Below are 17,360 nucleotides of genomic sequence, written 5' to 3' on the forward strand. Positions count from 1 at the left end.
TTCACTTCCTTTTTTATATTTCTAATGCACTTCGATACGCTAATAAATTTACAAAAGCTTGCAGTCCATATGCTAATATTTTTTCATCGAAATCAAACCTACCATTATGTAGAGGATGAATGAACCCTTTTTCTTCATTTCTAGTTCCTAAGAAAAAGAAAACACCTGGTATCTGCTTTTGATAAAAAGCAAAATCTTCTGCTAACATAATAGGATCTACTATTTCTATCCTATTCTTTTCTTGAGACTCTATAAAGATTTTAGTTAAGTATTCATCATTATATACTGCTGGATACATATCTCTAAATACCATATTGATTTGACATCGATAACTGACTTCAATGCCCTTTTTAAAATCCATCATTCTTTCTTTAATGCGATCATAAACCTCTTGACTAAAGGTTCGGATGGTTCCTTCCAATACACCACTTTTAGCAATGATATTTCTTTTTTCTCCCGCTTCAAGTCTTCCTATTGTTAAAACTGCTGGATCGATAGGGTTTATACTTCGACTAATAATTGACTGCATGCCTACCACCATCTCACTGGCGATTTGAATGCTATCAGTACCAATATGGGGCATAGCACCATGGGCACTTTTCCCTTCTATATGTATATCAAATTCTCCATTTTGTGACATCATGGCCCCTGGTCTTATGCCAATTTTACCCTCTTCTAATCCTGGAAATAGATGTAGACCATAAACTTCCTCTACTCCATATTTTGTCAAAAATCCCTTCTCTAAAATCGGTAATGCCCCTCCTGGACCTTCTTCTGCTGGTTGGAAGAGTAATACAACATTATCCTTTAGCTTACTTTTATTATTATTTAATAGTTTGGCTAAACCTAAAACAATAGTCATATGCCCATCATGACCACATGCATGCATTTTACAAGAATGTGTGGACTTAAAGTCCAGCTCCGTTTCTTCTTGCATTCCTAAAGCATCCATGTCAGCACGAAAACAGTAGGTTTTTGTGGGGTTTGTTCCTTTAAAATATACTATAAGCCCAGTTCCCAGTACATCTCCTTCAAATTTAATATTTAAGCTTTGTAGATACTTTTGAATATACTGAGAAGTTTTATATTCTTCAAGGCTTAATTCAGGTATTTGATGAAGATCCCTCCGGATTTTTTGTAATTCTTCTTGTAAGTCTTGTATTTCAGTTGATAGTTTCAATGGAAGCCACTCCTTTAATTATTTATCTCTTCTATTTTATAGTTTTTACACCCTGAAAACAACTTATTTAACTATAGCTTTCCTATATTTTACACTTTTCTAATTACAATGGTTTATGGAACCATTCATAATACTTTTTCCCATAGAAATTGGGGCATTTTTATTCAAATATATAATATATATATTAATAGATTAAATAAATAGCATTTTTGTCTTTTAAAGCCTATAAGTTAACTCTATATACATAGAAATGGTTTTACAAGCGGGAAATGTAGCAACGAAAGGAATGATTACAAATGAGTAATGAGTTTAAAAATTTTCATAGTAATAATGCCTTAACTGAGGCTGAAGTAATAGCTAAATTTATTAAAGAATCAAAAAAAACAACCCCAGTAAAGGTCTATATTCAAGGTAAACTCAATCACCTAAATTCTGACAACGTTAAATTGTTTGGACAAGATAACTTTTGGATTATCATCGGTGAATATCATGAAGTGAATAAAATACTAGAATTAAATAAACATACTATAGAAAACTATCACTTAGAAAATGACAGAAGAAATTCTGCTATTCCGCTAATGAATTTACTTCATCTCAACGCTCGGGTTGAACCTGGAGCTTTTATTCGAGAAGGGGTAGAAATTGAAAAAAATGCTATCATTATGATGGGCGCAGTATTAAATATAGGTGCGAAAATTGGAGAGAATACTATGATTGACATGAACTGTGTTATTGGTGCTAGAGGCATCATTGGCAAAAATGTTCACATAGGTGCCGGTACAGTTATTGCTGGTGTATTGGAACCACCTAGCAAGGATCCAGTGATTATAGAAGATGAAGTTTTTATAGGGGCAAATGTAGTCGTTCTAGAAGGTGTAAAGGTTTGTAAAGGATCAGTAATTGCTGCAGGTTCTGTGGTAACAAAAGATGTACCACCAAATACAGTCGTGGCTGGTATGCCTGCAAAAATAATCAAATCTAAGGATAGTAGAACTGCAGATAAGGTACAGCTATTGGAGGATTTAAGAGGGTAAAAAAGTTGTAGAGGATTCATCCCTACAACTCTTGTTGCACTCTGCCAAAGTGACTGACACCAAATTAAAGATTTGGATCATCTACTTTTATCGATCTTTTTCCGTAACTACAAAAACATAAGGAATATTACGATAATAACTCCCATAATTTAATCCATATCCCACAACAAATTTATCAGGAATTGTAAATCCTACATAATCAGGATTTAATTCTACTTGTCTTCTCTCTGGCTTATCTAGCAATACACAGCATTTGATACTGGCAGGGTTCTTCTTTTGTAAATGTTCTAAAACATATTTCATAGTTAGCCCTGAATCAGTAATATCATCCACAACCAAAATATCATAATCTGTTAAATCTTCATCAATGTCTGATACAATCTCTACAGCACCACTACTTTCCATCCCATATCCATAGCTGGATGTAGTCATAAAATTAATTTTGACAGGGATCACCAATTCCCTTACCAAATCTGCTGTGAAGATAAAACTACCTTTCAATAGAGAAACAACATAAAGTTTCTTGCTATCATAATCTTTAGATAACTCTTGTCCTAACTCTCTTAATCTCTTCTTTATATCTTCTTGCGAGCAAAGTACTTCCCATACTTTTTTATCTATATCCATAGGTTTTCCCTCCATTATCATGCTGTTAATATTTTGTAATATTACTAAATATTTTAATGGAAATACTTCTTGATGTCAAATTATTTGTCGATTAATAAGTGAATTTAAGTTTAACTGTATTTTGCTATAAAACATTAGATTTTATTTACTTGCTACTTATTATTTAAATCAATTTTTTTCCATTCTGTGTAAGATTCCTTTGATTTCCTTTAGCAAAACAATCATCTTATTAAGAGAATACTGCATAGATATTAAAATGATAAAAAGAATAGCTCCAGCAACTACCAAATTCCCATAATTCATCTTATCTACCTCCATAAATCATATTTATAGATAACCAAGTTGAAATATAAAATGATGCTATGAAATTTCTGGATAAATCTATCGTTTCATATTTTAATTTTGATACACTAAAGGGCTACATTTGCAGTCCCTAGCTGTGGTTTTCAGCTAGGGGCGAAACCGTAGACCTGTGTGTATTAAAATTATGCTTTACCACTAACTATCACTATAACGATAAATAAAAAAATGTATATTTTAAGCTCTGGAGTTGGTTATCTATATACTTCCTTAATTTTAAAGCTCGACATAAAGCGTTTTATTCACTTAAAATATTTTTCTACAATCCTTATGTTATCTTTCTCCTATACAGATTTTTGTATATTTCTATCATTATATCATAATCTGTAAAATTAAATCATCTCAACTAAAGGAATATTCTAACTATAGATAGAAATTCTATAGAGTAATTTTATACATCCTGAAAGGGGGATAAACTATTGAACAAGAAAAGAATCCTTGATCTATTACTTGAACTTTGCTATGTTCCCAGCATCTCCGAGACAAAGGGAGAAGTTGAGATGTCACAAAAGATCTACGAAATAATCCAAAGGATCGATTACTTTAAAAATCATCCGCACTACTTAAACATTCATCAAATTCCTCATGATTACATGAACCGTACTTATGTTACTGCTTTTATGAAAGGAAAAAAGAAAAGCAATAAAACAGTTATATTGCTTAGTCATCTTGATACAGTAGGTGTCGAAGAATATGGTAGTTTTAAAAAATTGGCCTTTAACCCCGTCGAATATACCGAATATCTAAAAAATAATCATTCTATTAGTTTATCTCAAGAAGCTTTAGAAGATTTAAAAAGTGGAGATTTTTTATTTGGTAGAGGTATTATGGATATGAAGTATGGTATTGCGGCAGGCATTGAAGTGTTATATCAAATTGAAGAAATTATAGATAACTTTGAAGGAAACATTCTTTTGGTTTCAGTTCCTGATGAAGAAGCAAATTCTGCAGGTATGTTGGCTGCAGTTGAGACATTACTATCCATGAAGATAGAGAAGGAGCTGGAGTACATATGTGCTATCATCAGTGAACCTCATTTCCCAAAATATCCAGGAGATAATCATCTATATATTTATAATGGTACTGTGGGAAAATTGTTACCTGTATTCTATTGTGTAGGAAAAGAAACCCACGTTGGAGAACCTTTTGCAGGACTCAATCCCAATTTACTGACGGCTAAAATCATAGAAAAGATCGATCAAAGTCCATTCCTATGTGACTATTTTCAACAAGCCGCTGGACCTGTGCCTACCTGTTTAAAGCAATCAGATACAAAGAATGAGTACTCAGTCCAGACGCCAACTGCTGCTTATACATATTTTAATTTTATCACCTTAAATTCCACTCCCAAAGAAATTTTATATCGCTTAAAAGAAATAGCCGATACTGCCTTTATGGAAGTTTTAGAGGATATCAAGGAAAAATCTTACAAATTTGAGGATTTAACAGGTAATAGACCCCGAATACCTGAGGTAAGACCAAAGGTTATGTTCTATCATGAATTATATGATTTATGCTATAAAGTCCATGGCGAAACCTTTAAGAATCATATTAATAACTTTATTGCTTCAATTGAAACAAAAGACCTTAGACAGTCCTCCATTGAATTGGTGAAGGAAATCCATCACTTTAGTCCCTATAGAGATCCAATGATTATACTATTTCTTGCTCCCCCCTACTATCCTCATTCTGTGAATATGGAGAATACTAAGATTATAGAAGTATGTAAATATATTCTTAACATTGCTAAAGAAAAGTTTAATAGAACCATTAGCCTTGAACCATTTTTTCCTGGACTTTCTGATATGAGCTATTTAGGCATGATAAATTCTATAGACGAAGAATTATTAAAGCTGCATTTTCCATTATGGGGAGAAAAATATTCGATTCCAATAAAAACAATTTCTCAATTGAATATTCCCTTTCTTAACATAGGTCCTTTGGGAAAAGATGCCCATAAATATACAGAACGAATTTGTCTTTCCTACTCACTTGAGACAGCTTCATTTCTCATTTATGAGGCTGTTCTAAAGTCTCTGAAAACTCAAGGTTAATCAAAACACACCCTCTAGATTACTACTAGAAGGGTGTGTTTTGATTTATAGAATAGCACCTTTTTTATAATAGGCCTCCATTATTTCCTTTGGTACAAGACTTCCTCCAGTAGCCCACACGATATGAACAAGTCCTTGGTCTTCTAGTTCTCCTGCTGCTTGTTCTTTTATTAATGTCACAGGGCCTAGCATCCCTGCCAAAGCAGAGGGTTCTAAATATATATTTTCTGTATCGGCTAGATCCTTTAATAAAATATATAAAGCATCGTCGTCTATAGTATAAACACCGCTAATCAGCTCTTCTAACGTCTTACCCACAAATCCAGATGCTCTTCCAACTGCTAGTCCATCAGCTTCTGTTATGTTATCTATACCAAAGTCCTGCACTGATACTTGATCATGAAGTTCTGTCATTAACCCAATTAACATACAAGGAGAATGGGTAGGTTCTGCAAAAAAACAGTGAACATGATTTTTAAATACTAACTTTAAACCAAAAGCTACTCCTCCAGGACCACCCCCCACTCCACAGGGTAAATATACATATAACGGATGATTCTCATCTATAGTAATATCCATATCTTCTAATTGCCTTTTTAATCTATATGCGGCTACAGCATACCCTAAAAATAGATTGATTGAGTTTTCATCATCAATAAAATAACTATTTTTGTTTGTTTCCGACTGCCTTCTCCCTTCCTCTACAGCCTTACTATAATCAGAGGTATACTCGATTACTGCTACCCCCTTACTTCTTAGCAAATCCTTTTTCCATTGTTTTGCATCTGCAGACATATGCACCGTCACTTTAAAGCCTATTTTAGCACTAATAATTCCGATGCTAAGGCCTAGATTACCGGTAGAACCCACCGCAATGGCATACCGAGAGAAAAATGTTCTAAACGCCTGGCTATCTATAACCCCGTAGTCTTCTTCAGTTGAAAGTAAGTTATGTTTAATAGCAAGTTCTTCAGCGTGTTTCAATACTTCGTAGATTCCGCCTCTTGCTTTAATGGAGCCCGCTATAGGCAATTCGTTGTCACACTTTAACAGCAGCCTTCCTATCATATCTACTTCATACCTATCTCTTAGGCATTGTTTCATGCTGTGGATTTCCACAAGAGGCGACTCTATGATTCCATTTGATTGCTGGGTTTCAGGAAAAACTCTTTCTAAATAAGGAGCAAACCTCTTTAATCTTTCCTCCGCATCCTTCACATCATCTTCCGTGATGCCTATATTTTTCATAGCTTGTTCATAGCTTTTATATTTAGGATTTGCCCAAAAAACTTCCTCAGTATCAACTACTTTTTTTAATAATGGGTGTTTCTGTTTCCAACTATCAATGGTTTTTCCAGCAATTAATTGTTCCTTCATAATTACTATCCTCTCTTTCTAAATTTATTAGATAATAACCTTTAGTTATTCTTTTCTCTTTGGTTTATTAAAATTAGTAAGCATATATGGAATTATTTATATAATTTATAATTGCTATAGCTTAACCCTCAGTATAAAATGTAATTAGCACCGATTCATTATATGGTGAACAAAAATAATAGAATAAGGGTGAAAATCATGCTGAATTTTTTGACGAGAAAATGCAATAACAAAACTGCTATTATCTATTTAATAATAGCTTCTTTGCTTTGGAGTTTAGGTGGTGTATTGATTAAATCTATTCAATTGAATCCCATTGCACTTGCTGGTATGAGAAGTGCAATCTCATCTGTATTTATATGGATGTTTCTCAAAAAGCCTAAGTTTAACTGGTCTAAGTCGCAAATTTTAGGTGGTGTTTCTTATGCTGCTATCATGATTTTTTTCGTAACTGCCACAAAATGGACTACTGCTGCTAATGCTATATTGCTCCAATATACTGCACCCATCTATGTAGCCATATTTGGTTTTATGTTTTTAAAAGAAAAAACAACACGTTTAGATTGGCTCACTACTTTTTTCGTATTTGGAGGCATGACCTTATTTTTTATTGATGATATAGAGCTTCAAAATGTCTTCGGAAACTTAATGGCTATTGGCAGTGGTGTTAGTTTTGCCGCAATGGTGCTATTTTTAAGAAAACAGAAGGAAGGTTCTCCGCTAGAATCTATATTAATGGGGAATATCATTACAGCTATTATAGCTATCCCCTTTATGTTTCAATCTCTACCTTCGTCTTCCGATTTTAGTACTCTCCTATTATTGGGAACTATACAATTAGGATTACCTTATATATTATATTCAATAGCTATCAAGCATGTAAGCGCTATGGAGGGAGTCTTAATTCCTGTGATAGAACCAATTATGAATCCAGTTTGGGTCTTTCTAGCCATTGGTGAAGTCCCCGGTAGGTGGGCTTTTGCAGGTGGTGCTATTGTATTAATAGCTGTAACCTTAAGATGTATTATCGTCACTATCAATACACAAGCAGAGGAACCCAGCACTTCATAGCTACAAAGTAGTTGACTTTTCTATAGTGACTCTTGCTTTCTATTTTAATACAAGTCTATGAAATACCACTGCTGCTATTGATAGAATCAATACACTGTGTAGTATTTCATTCAACTTAGACATATTTTCCTTTTCTTTTGTCTTTTTAATGTTAAAATAGCATAAGGCAATTAAAACGAGGCTAAAAAAAACTTTTTCCATATCATCTCCTCCAATACCCTAGACATACTATTATTATGATAATTCGTTAATTTTTCTTAATTTCCTTTTAAAATATCTAGTAATCTAATAAATATTTTTTCATTATCCTAAATATCTTTTTTAATATTATTCAGCGTATACCAACTTTTATTCCAGTAATACTACATAAATATTTTTTGACGTATGTATTTAAATGATAGTGTATATGCCTATATCTATAAAATGTTAAAGTGCTATATTTATTATAGCACTTTAACATTTTAATATGAGTTCTTATTTACCTTGATAATTATAGCCGTAATCAAAAGCTTCCAAATTCATTTCAATAGACTTATAGGGAACATTGTCTTTAATTGTATCCTTCCAAGTGTCCATCTTTATATCTATATGTTTAGCAAGAATTCCCAAAAGAATTACATTAGACACCTGCTTTTTACCAATATTTTTTGCTTCTTCAAAAGCATTAATCTCAGTAACTTGATATGTAGATTTAAGATTTTCTATATCCTCTTCTGGATATTCATATTTCTCCTGCTGTACCAAGGTTGGATAAAATCTTTTTATGTTCAAAATAATTTTACCATCTTTCTTTAGTATAGAACTCCATCTTAAGGCTTCTATCGGTTCCATAGACACTAGTATATCTGCATCCCCCGGTGGAATATTTGGCGAATAAATCTTTTCACCTATTCTGACATTTCCCCAAACCATTCCTCCCCTTTGGGATAACCCAACTACATCATTGCTTTTCACATCATAGCCATCCTTTAAAGCCGCTTGACAGATTATCCTCGTCATGAGGATAAGTCCTTGGCCGCCTACTCCACCTAACATAATATTAGTTGTCAATTTTCTCATCCTCCCTATCAATTTTTTTTGAGGACTTTATTGCATTTACAGGACATACCTGGGCACATACACTACAACCCACACACATGTCTTTATCAATTGAAGATTTCAACTTCTCAATGCCTTCATACTTTATCATTCTAAGGGGTGGGCAGTTGGTTTTAATGCACGCCCTACAGCTGATACATATGTTAGGATTCACATAATAATATGGCTCTTCTATATTATACTTTAATGCACATGGTCCGTTGGCAACGATAATTGATAAACCATCATAAGCAATTTCTTCTTTAAATAGCTTTGTAGCAGCTTTATAATCATATTGATTAATTTCTTTAACCCGATCAAATCCCATTGACTCCAAGAGGGTTTTAATACCAACCTTCATATCATCTCTTTCATTATAAAGACCTGAACTGGCATTAGGCTGTCCTCCCGTCATAGCAGTTGTTCTATTGTCTAGGACAACTAATGTGATATTTTCATTATCTTCCTTCCTATGTAAAGTGTTAACAAAAGTTGACAATCCAGAGTGAAAGAAGGTTCCATCCCCTATCACTGCTACTAAAGGTTCTCCCTCATCATTTTTTGACATTGCCTTTCGTATTCCTTTTGTTATGCCTATACTGGCTCCCATACTAATAATAATATTGGATTGTTCAAAGGGAAATAAAAACGATAGAGAGTAACATCCAATATCACCTATCACGATCTTTGCTTTTGATTTCTTCAGTATGTCAAAGGTAGGTCGATGAGGACATCCAGTACAGAACAAAGGTGCTCTAGGAACAGTTTCAACATATCTTTTTGCAAATTTCTTCTCTTCCCGAATAATTCCCGCCTTGGATAATCCTTCTTGGATATCTCGGATATCCAATTCTCCTGTGAAATCAAAATATTTTTTTCCCTCACAGACAATTCCCATTAGCTTCAATTCATTTTCAATAAACGGAAGCATTTCTTCAATAACAATAATCCGTTCAAAGCCACTGGCTATCTCCTTTGCTTTTTCTTCTGAAATTGGATGAATCAAACCCAATTTCCATATGCTTACGTTAGGATTGAGCTCTTTAAGATTATAATAGACTAATCCAGAGGTTATAACTAAAGTGTCGGTATTTTCCTTTAACTCTAACCTGTTTAGATCTGTATCATAAGCATATTCTTCTAGCTTTTTCAGTCTTTCTTTCATAAAGAATTGTGATTTTCTTGAACCTGGGGGTATCATACAGTATTTCTCTCTATCACGGTCGATACCCTTTGGCTTGACTTCTTCTCTATTCTCAATCTCTACCACACTTCTGCCATGACAAACTCTACTGGTAATTCGCAGCATCATAGGGATAGAAAAAGTCTCACTGATTTCAAGTGCCTTCTTCGTGAAATCCTTTGCTTCTTGACTATCCGAAGGGTCAAGAATGCCCATATTGGCAAACTTACCCAAAACCCTATTATCTTGTTCATTTTGCGAACTAGCTAGGCCTGGATCATCTCCTGATACCAATAAAAAACCGCCATTAACCGGGGTTTCAGTAAATGTCATGAGCGGGTCATAAGCAATATTTACACCCACATGTTTCATTGAAGCCATTGCTCTTGCTCCGTAGAAGGACCCTCCTATAGCAACCTCAACAGCTACTTTTTCATTAGTCGAAAACTCTGCATATACCTCTTCATATTCCTTTAGCTTTTCTAGAATTTCTACAGTTGGGGAACCAGGATAACTGGCAGCTATCGTTCCACCTGCTTCATAAAAACCCCTAGCTATTGCCTCATTTCCTGTTAAAATCCGTTTTTCCTTTAAGCTTGTTCCCATTCCATCACTCCCTAAATATATTTTTCCCTTTTAAATTTTATGAAATGGCAAAGACATGGTAGTATAATTTTTCTATACTTATCATACCCATATAATTCCTGTACATTCATAATAAGTAAAAGTTCACGAAATGAAAATACGGTAGAGGATCATCCTCTACCGTACTATTTGCACGCTGCAAAAGTGACTGACACCAAATCAAAGATTTGGTGTCAGTCACTTTTCTCTTTACACTAGTAAAAGGTGGGGTGCCTATTACTAGTGTAAAGATATTATTTAATTAAGCATTGTCACTTTCTTGGAAAAGTGCAGTTGAAAGATATCTCTCCCCTGAATCTGGTAACAACACTACAATCGTTTTACCTTTATTGTCTGGACGTTTAGCAATTTGGATAGCTGCATGAGCAGCTGCTCCTGATGATATTCCAACCAACAAACCTTCAGTTTTTGCAAGGCTTCTGCTAGCTTCAAAAGCTTCTTCATTTTTCACTTGAATTATTTCATCATATACCTCTGTATTTAAAATACTTGGTACAAATCCCGCACCTATCCCTTGAATTTTATGAGGCCCTGGCTTTCCTCCAGATAATACTGGAGAATCGGTAGGTTCAACAGCTATAATTTTTATATCAGAATTTTTTTGTTTTAAGATTTCACCTACTCCAGTGATGGTTCCACCTGTTCCTATACCACCTACAAATATATCTATTTTGCCCTCTGTATCTCTCCATATTTCTTCCGCTGTAGTTTGTCTATGGATTTCTGGATTCGCCGTATTGTTAAACTGCTGAGGAACATAAGAGTTAGGGGTTTCGGCTGCCAATTCCTCGGCTTTTTTAATGGCTCCTTTCATACCTTCAATCCCGGGTGTTAACACTAATTCAGCACCTAAGGCCTTTAATAAATTTCTTCTCTCAACACTCATTGTGTCAGGCATAGTAAGTATTAATCTATATCCTTTAGCTGCCGCTACAAAAGCAAGGGCTATACCTGTATTGCCACTGGTTGGTTCAATGATCACAGATTCCTTATTAATCAATTCTTTTTCTTCTGCATCCTTAATCATGGCGTAGCCTACTCTGTCTTTAACACTACCGCCTGGGTTGAAATACTCTAATTTACCAATCAAAGTAGCCTCTAATTGATTTGCACTGTTATATCCTGTAAGTTCCACCATTGGTGTATTTCCGATCAAATCAGTTATATTGTTTGCTATTTTCTTCATACTATTCCCTCCAATATTTTTTATATTTATTTCTTGCATGTTCAATATTTTTATATCTGTTTGTTCAGACGTTACTCAAAATTTTTCAGATAAGTAGTAGTTAATTTCTATTATATTGTATTTTAAGTTTTAAGAACAACGTTGTTTTTAATCCATAGTATTCCGGTATGTTTATAGTAAATATACTACAAGACATTCCTCTATGTCAATAGATTTTTGCAAAAAATAATATGTTTTTCTATATTGTTCCAATTATCTTACACTAATTACTAACCCTAGTAAGGTGTTTTTAATATTCTCTCCTCATAATGATCATATACCTTTTTTCCCTTCTACTAATCATGTACAGCCTACTATAGATGTACCCCTATGAATTTTAATATACTAAAGGCTACATTTCTCTGCAAAGGCAGTCTCTTAGTAGGGGCGACCTGTGGTCGCTCGAATCCATCCAGGCGACCACAGGTCGCCCCTACATTATCACGCATCATACAACAATTTAAAAAAGCTTAAGAAAGATTGTATTTCTTTCTTAAACTTTTTTTATTTAAATCTATTATTCCATTTTATCTTTGTAATCATCCAAGTAGGAGTATTTCTTTCCATCTTTTTCCCAACCTAAGATAGTATCCATATTCACATTTTGCGTTGCTCGAAAAATAGATTTGTCTACATCCTGGAAATTCTCCTTTAATTGTTGAATTAGAGCCTTAATCTCATATCGTTTCGTTCCAGTTTTTTTTGCAGCTACCATACATGCACAATTTAACGGCCAAATACCACTAAAATCCGTAAAATCTATAATTGCTGATTCTTCAACGTGATACAGAGGTCTAATTAACTCTAATCCTTTAAAATTAGTAGATTTTAACTTTGGCAACATCGTGCTAACTTTTCCCGTATATAATAAATTCAACATAGTTGTTTCAATGACATCGTTAAAATGGTGACCTAACGCTAGCTTATTACAACCTAATTCCTGTGTCTTTCTATAAAGAGCGCCTCGTCGCATTTTTGCGCACATATAACAGGGATAATCCTTAGCCACATCATCAACAATTTTAAAAATACCCGAATCAAAAATGTGAACAGGGATATTTAAATGTCTACAATTATCGATTAGTAGTTGCTTAATACTTTCATGATAGCCAGGATCCATAGCAATGAACTCTAATTGAAAATTATCATTCCCATGATTCTTTAACTCTTGAAACAATTTTGCCATTAAAAGGCTATCTTTCCCACCCGAAATAGCTACTGCTATCTTGTCCCCAGCTTCAATAAGATTAAACCCTTTAACAGCCTTGACAAATTTTGACCATATGTCTTTTTTATATTTAGTAATAATACTTCTCTCTATTTCCATAAGAGGCTTTCTATCCTGTAAAGGGATTAATTGATCGCAACCATTTCCCGCAATACCACTCATTTTATCACCTCACTTTTACGAAAAATATTATATCACCTTTTATATACTTTGTCTTTGGAAACAAGTACAAAAAACCGTACTTTTGTAATAAGTACGGTTACAATACTTAACTCTATTTTATTTAGAATGTTATAAAGCTGCCTCTGCTTCAGTTACTAATCTAGACATTAGCTCTTTCACAGTAGTCATAGCATCAATACGATATGCATTGGTTCCAGTAAATATTAGACCTTCCTCTACATTCCCTATAACTGAATCTATCAAAGCTTTAGAAATACAATAGGGGGTATTTTTAGGATCGCAGGGTTTTAAACAATTATAGCATTTTTTTACTGGTATATTTTTCTCCTGCAGCCTCTTAATAAAGCTATTGTGGATTGCCCTGCCTGGCATTCCTACTGGACTCTTTACTAAGCCAATATCTTCCTTACTTGACTGTATATAGGCCTCCTTAAATCTTATATCTGCATCGCATTCCTCAGTGGCTACAAATCTTGTGGCCATTTGAACTCCTGCCGCCCCCATTTTTAGATACTTTGCTATATCTATTCCATCGAATATGCCACCAGCAGCAATAACTGGAATGGTTTTATTGTACTTTTCTTCATAGGGTTTTAATGCTTCTATTACCTGTTGGACAATTTCTTCTAATTTCGGCTTCTCAGCAGCATTTAATTGCTCTTCAGAAAAGCCTAAATGCCCTCCTGCCTCAGGACCTTCAACAATTACTAAATCTGGTATGTACTGGAACTTTCTATCCCATAACTTCGCTATTAAAGCTGCAGCTTTGCTAGAAGAAACGATTGGTGCTATTTTAGTTTTCGTTCCCTCAATCATACTTGGTAAGTCTGTAGGTAGTCCTGCACCCGATATAATGATATCTATTTTTTCTTCTACTGCAGCCATCACCATATCTTTATAATTATTTATAGCAGCTAAAAGGTTTACTCCTAAAATGCCGTTTGGACTCATTTCTTTAGCTTTTTTAATATGCTTTTTTAAAGCTCTTACATTAGCGTTTCCGTTATTGGTTTCAAAATCAGGTTCATCAAATCCGATTTGCACACCTGATATAACCCCGACTCCTCCCTCGTTGGCTACTGCAGAAGCCAAATTAGATAGAGATACCCCCACACCCATAGCTCCTTGTATGATGGGAACATCTGCTACTAGTTCTCCTATTTTTAAAGAAGGTAACTTCATGACATCGACTCCTTATTTGTTTATTATAGTTTTAATATTTTAACAAAAGTATATAGTTGAATCTATATTCCGTCAATCTATTCCTGTAAATTATTATTAACAAAATATATTCAATTATAATTTTTCATTATACTTTTCTTGAAAATCATAGGGTATCCATACTGTTTTAGGCAAAAAACTATTCACATAATTATAACAATTATTTTCTTAAATAACAAACAGTAAAATGCTGATTGTCCAACAATAGATTCTTTAATAGATGGTTTTATGTAATGTATTTATGTATGCTACATTTTCATGTCTTTTACACAAAATATCTAAACTATTTTTGTAAGATTCGTCAATATCTCTTTCTTTATAGCCATAGTATAATAAAATTATAGTATAATTAGAAGGAGGAGAAATATTATGGCAGGATTAACACTAAAAAACATCAATAAATCATATGCTAATGGATTTCACGCTGTAAAAAACTTAGATTTAGATATTAAAGATAAGGAATTTGTTATCTTGGTAGGTCCTTCAGGTTGTGGAAAATCAACAAGTTTGAGAATGATTGCTGGTCTGGAGGAGATATCCGATGGGGAATTATACATAGATGATAAGCTAGTGAATGATATTGAACCTAAAGATAGAGATATCGCAATGGTTTTTCAAAATTATGCATTGTATCCTCATATGACGGTTTTTGATAATATGGCTTTTGGTTTAAAGCTTAGAAAGATGTCAAAAGATGATATCAAAGAAAAAGTTACCGAAGCTGCTAAAATATTGAACATAGAAGATTTATTAAATAGAAAACCTAAAGAACTTTCTGGCGGTCAGAGACAAAGAGTTGCTTTAGGTAGAGCAATCGTTAGGGAACCAAAAGTATTTTTAATGGATGAGCCTTTATCAAATCTAGATGCAAAATTAAGAGTTCAAATGAGATCAGAGCTAAGTAAGCTTCATAAAAGACTGCAAACAACCTTCATTTATGTTACCCACGATCAAACAGAAGCTATGACTATGGGTACTCGAATTGTTGTTATGAAGGATGGTATAGTACAGCAGGTAGCGGATCCTCAAACTATTTATGCAAGTCCTGCAAATATTTTTGTAGCTGGATTTATGGGTTCTCCTCAGATGAATTTTATCGACTGTAAAATTGTAGAGAAAGAGGGTCAGGTTTTAGCTGTATTTGCTAATAATCAAATAGTCCTTCCTTCTATTAAAGCTAACCTATTAAAATCTAAAGGTTATATAGGAAAAGATGTAGTTTTAGGTATTAGGCCTAATAATATATATAGTACGTCTGAAGCTCCTTTTTCTTATGAAGGCTCTGTTCTTAATGCTAAGATAGACGTTAAGGAACTGTTAGGAGCAGAAACAAATCTATATCTTAAAATTAATGAGATTGATTTAACCTGCATTGTAAAACCTAACTTGGCTTTACAGGTAGGGGATACCATTGATATTACATTAGATATGAATAAATGTCATATATTTGATAAGGCCACTGAAAAAGTAGTGCTTTAACACAAGTCTATTATATACATATACGCCTTTATACTTAAATTTTAATATACACGGTCTACGGTTTCGCCCTCGACTGAAAAGTAGATGACCATAAGTAGATGACCAAAATCTTTGATTTTGTGTCAGTCACTTATACAAAGTGCAATCTTTGATTTTGTGTCAGTCACTTTCACAGAGTGCAACCATAGCCAAGGACTGCAAATGTAGCCCTTAGTATATTAAAATTTAGGGGTGTATGCCTATATAGATAACCTTATATCCCTAAGGGGAGGTAAATCTCAATGCATATTCAAAGAATTAAAGTTATTATTCAAGGCTTAAAATCTATTATTGATACGGAAATAAATCTTCTAGATGAATCAGGCTATATCTTTTACAGTACTGATTCATCTAGAGTTGGTAATTATGATCATGGTGTTCAATCTTTTGACTTAGTCAATAAATTTTTAATTGAGCAAGAAAACTATATATATTGTTACTGCCAAACCTATGGTAAAACTAGATATGTATTATCAATAAAAGGAATTAATCATGATACTAGAAGGGTTGCAAAAATCATTGAGATTTTTTTAGATACTGATGTACAGAACATCTCTAGAGAAGATTTTATTAGAAGCCTGCTTTTAAATACTCTAGAGAATAACGTGCTAGAAGATCTGTGTGGAAAATATCATATTATTCCAAAGGGACATGTACAGGTTATCATTATTGAAGTAATTGAAAGCCTTATGGAAAAAATTGAAGAAATAGTGATGGCTCTTCTTCCTAATGAGATATTTGTGAAAATCAATAATAAATATTTTGCTATTGTTAAAGAGGCTAATGAAGAAACTGATGATTTTCCTACTCTATTATCTGATACGATTTTATCTGAGTTGTTATATGAAGTAAAAATTGGTGTAGGTGCAGTTGTTAATGATATTAAAGATTGGCACTTCTCCTATCAAACGGCAGAATCATTTATTTTAATTGGCAAGATTTTTTCACCTAATAAAAAAATATATACTCTGAAAAGCCTTAGTATTCCATTAGTCATTAGCAGATTACAGTTAAATGATTTAGAAGAATTAATGAAACAATTTAATTGTAATATAGAAGATGTATTTTCAAATAATGAGTTAATGACTACAGCCTTTGTATTCTTTAAAAATAACCTTAATATTAGTGATGCTGCTAGACATTTATTTATACATAGAAATACTTTAATATACCGATTAAACAAAATTTATGATATTACTGGTTATGATTTAAGGCTTTTCGAAGATGCTACACTCTTTAATGTAATCATTAATGGATATCTTTATCTAAGAAACATTCATTCGTAAGCGTCAAAATGCCCACACCTTGACAGATATGGGCTTGATCATTAATTTTCAGATGGCACTTTGCAGGATTGAGGTATGGATTCTGACCAAG

At 33.5% G+C, this 17,360-nt stretch carries 15 protein-coding genes; 5 read left to right on the top strand and 10 right to left on the bottom strand.

Annotation, left to right across the window (positions count from 1 at the left end):
- Positions 1-13 precede the first annotated feature (13 nt).
- Positions 14-1,180, bottom strand: coding sequence for a M20 metallopeptidase family protein (locus tag CHB72_RS22400; protein ID WP_089285099.1), 1,167 nt, complete (start codon positions 1,178-1,180; stop codon positions 14-16).
- A 296-nt stretch (positions 1,181-1,476) separates the two neighbouring features.
- Here CHB72_RS22400 and dapD point away from each other — a divergent pair, with 296 nt between their 5' ends.
- A complete protein-coding gene (gene dapD, locus CHB72_RS22405) occupies positions 1,477-2,214 on the top strand; it encodes a 2,3,4,5-tetrahydropyridine-2,6-dicarboxylate N-acetyltransferase (RefSeq protein WP_089285100.1) in 738 nt (245 codons plus the stop codon).
- Positions 2,215-2,301: 87 nt separating this feature from the next.
- Here the strand turns inward: dapD and hpt are convergent, their stop codons facing one another.
- Positions 2,302-2,841 (bottom strand): hypoxanthine phosphoribosyltransferase, encoded by a 540-nt coding sequence (gene hpt / locus CHB72_RS22410; RefSeq protein ID WP_089285101.1) that lies wholly within the window; start codon positions 2,839-2,841, stop codon positions 2,302-2,304.
- Positions 2,842-3,009: 168 nt separating this feature from the next.
- Entirely contained in the window at positions 3,010-3,144 is a 135-nt protein-coding gene (locus CHB72_RS27905) for a hypothetical protein (protein WP_278277892.1), read from the bottom strand.
- 476 nt (positions 3,145-3,620) lie between these two features.
- Here CHB72_RS27905 and CHB72_RS22415 point away from each other — a divergent pair, with 476 nt between their 5' ends.
- The gene (locus CHB72_RS22415) at positions 3,621-5,255 is read left to right on the top strand and encodes a M20/M25/M40 family metallo-hydrolase (protein WP_089285102.1); all 1,635 of its coding nucleotides are present in this window, start codon (positions 3,621-3,623) and stop codon (positions 5,253-5,255) included.
- A gap of 45 nt (positions 5,256-5,300) precedes the next feature.
- On the opposite strand, the gene CHB72_RS22420 is transcribed toward CHB72_RS22415, so the two are convergent.
- Positions 5,301-6,632, bottom strand: coding sequence for a D-serine ammonia-lyase (locus CHB72_RS22420; protein WP_089285103.1), 1,332 nt, complete (start codon positions 6,630-6,632; stop codon positions 5,301-5,303).
- 198 nt (positions 6,633-6,830) lie between these two features.
- Here CHB72_RS22420 and CHB72_RS22425 point away from each other — a divergent pair, with 198 nt between their 5' ends.
- Entirely contained in the window at positions 6,831-7,703 is an 873-nt protein-coding gene (locus CHB72_RS22425; RefSeq protein WP_089285104.1) for a DMT family transporter, read from the top strand.
- A 39-nt stretch (positions 7,704-7,742) separates the two neighbouring features.
- Here CHB72_RS22425 and CHB72_RS26855 read toward each other — a convergent pair whose 3' ends face one another.
- From CHB72_RS26855 to CHB72_RS22450, 6 genes are all read right to left on the bottom strand, one after another.
- Positions 7,743-7,904, bottom strand: a complete 162-nt coding sequence (locus tag CHB72_RS26855) for a hypothetical protein (RefSeq protein ID WP_176431546.1) — start codon at positions 7,902-7,904, stop codon at positions 7,743-7,745.
- Positions 7,905-8,177: 273 nt separating this feature from the next.
- On the bottom strand, positions 8,178-8,762 hold the full coding sequence (locus CHB72_RS22430; protein WP_089285105.1) for an indolepyruvate oxidoreductase subunit beta: 585 nt from the start codon (positions 8,760-8,762) through the stop codon (positions 8,178-8,180).
- Complete coding sequence (locus CHB72_RS22435) at positions 8,743-10,569, bottom strand: thiamine pyrophosphate-dependent enzyme (RefSeq protein ID WP_089285106.1); 1,827 nt, start codon at positions 10,567-10,569, stop codon at positions 8,743-8,745. Before CHB72_RS22435 ends, CHB72_RS22430 begins: the two co-directional genes overlap by 20 nt.
- 280 nt (positions 10,570-10,849) lie before the next feature.
- On the bottom strand, positions 10,850-11,794 hold the full coding sequence (gene cysK / locus CHB72_RS22440; protein ID WP_089285107.1) for a cysteine synthase A: 945 nt from the start codon (positions 11,792-11,794) through the stop codon (positions 10,850-10,852).
- Positions 11,795-12,350: 556 nt separating this feature from the next.
- Positions 12,351-13,223 (bottom strand): tRNA 2-thiocytidine biosynthesis TtcA family protein, encoded by an 873-nt coding sequence (locus CHB72_RS22445; RefSeq protein WP_089285108.1) that lies wholly within the window; start codon positions 13,221-13,223, stop codon positions 12,351-12,353.
- Positions 13,224-13,352: 129 nt separating this feature from the next.
- Complete coding sequence (locus CHB72_RS22450) at positions 13,353-14,426, bottom strand: NAD(P)H-dependent flavin oxidoreductase (protein ID WP_089285109.1); 1,074 nt, start codon at positions 14,424-14,426, stop codon at positions 13,353-13,355.
- A 408-nt stretch (positions 14,427-14,834) separates the two neighbouring features.
- Between CHB72_RS22450 and CHB72_RS22455 the strand changes: the two genes are divergently transcribed.
- The gene (locus CHB72_RS22455) at positions 14,835-15,944 is read left to right on the top strand and encodes an ABC transporter ATP-binding protein (protein ID WP_089285110.1); all 1,110 of its coding nucleotides are present in this window, start codon (positions 14,835-14,837) and stop codon (positions 15,942-15,944) included.
- Between the two features lie 281 nt (positions 15,945-16,225).
- Complete coding sequence (locus CHB72_RS22460) at positions 16,226-17,269, top strand: helix-turn-helix domain-containing protein (protein WP_089285111.1); 1,044 nt, start codon at positions 16,226-16,228, stop codon at positions 17,267-17,269.
- Positions 17,270-17,360 lie beyond the last annotated feature (91 nt).

It is taken from the genome of Anaerovirgula multivorans (assembly GCF_900188145.1).
In the GTDB taxonomy this organism is placed as follows: domain Bacteria; phylum Bacillota; class Clostridia; order Peptostreptococcales; family Natronincolaceae; genus Anaerovirgula; species Anaerovirgula multivorans.

What these genes read in the sequence shown, in the direction of transcription:
- CHB72_RS22430 (WP_089285105.1), bottom strand. Translation starts at nt 8,762, where the DNA reads ATGAGAAAATTGACAACTAATATTATGTTAGGTGGAGTAGGCGGCCAA.
- CHB72_RS22445 (WP_089285108.1), bottom strand. Translation starts at nt 13,223, where the DNA reads ATGAGTGGTATTGCGGGAAATGGTTGCGATCAATTAATCCCTTTACAG.
- CHB72_RS22420 (WP_089285103.1), bottom strand. Translation starts at nt 6,632, where the DNA reads ATGAAGGAACAATTAATTGCTGGAAAAACCATTGATAGTTGGAAACAG.
- CHB72_RS22435 (WP_089285106.1), bottom strand. Translation starts at nt 10,569, where the DNA reads ATGGGAACAAGCTTAAAGGAAAAACGGATTTTAACAGGAAATGAGGCA.
- hpt (WP_089285101.1), bottom strand. Translation starts at nt 2,841, where the DNA reads ATGGATATAGATAAAAAAGTATGGGAAGTACTTTGCTCGCAAGAAGAT.
- CHB72_RS22460 (WP_089285111.1), top strand. Translation starts at nt 16,226, where the DNA reads ATGCATATTCAAAGAATTAAAGTTATTATTCAAGGCTTAAAATCTATT.
- cysK (WP_089285107.1), bottom strand. Translation starts at nt 11,794, where the DNA reads ATGAAGAAAATAGCAAACAATATAACTGATTTGATCGGAAATACACCA.
- dapD (WP_089285100.1), top strand. Translation starts at nt 1,477, where the DNA reads ATGAGTAATGAGTTTAAAAATTTTCATAGTAATAATGCCTTAACTGAG.
- CHB72_RS26855 (WP_176431546.1), bottom strand. Translation starts at nt 7,904, where the DNA reads ATGGAAAAAGTTTTTTTTAGCCTCGTTTTAATTGCCTTATGCTATTTT.
- CHB72_RS27905 (WP_278277892.1), bottom strand. Translation starts at nt 3,144, where the DNA reads ATGAATTATGGGAATTTGGTAGTTGCTGGAGCTATTCTTTTTATCATT.
- CHB72_RS22450 (WP_089285109.1), bottom strand. Translation starts at nt 14,426, where the DNA reads ATGAAGTTACCTTCTTTAAAAATAGGAGAACTAGTAGCAGATGTTCCC.
- CHB72_RS22455 (WP_089285110.1), top strand. Translation starts at nt 14,835, where the DNA reads ATGGCAGGATTAACACTAAAAAACATCAATAAATCATATGCTAATGGA.
- CHB72_RS22425 (WP_089285104.1), top strand. Translation starts at nt 6,831, where the DNA reads ATGCTGAATTTTTTGACGAGAAAATGCAATAACAAAACTGCTATTATC.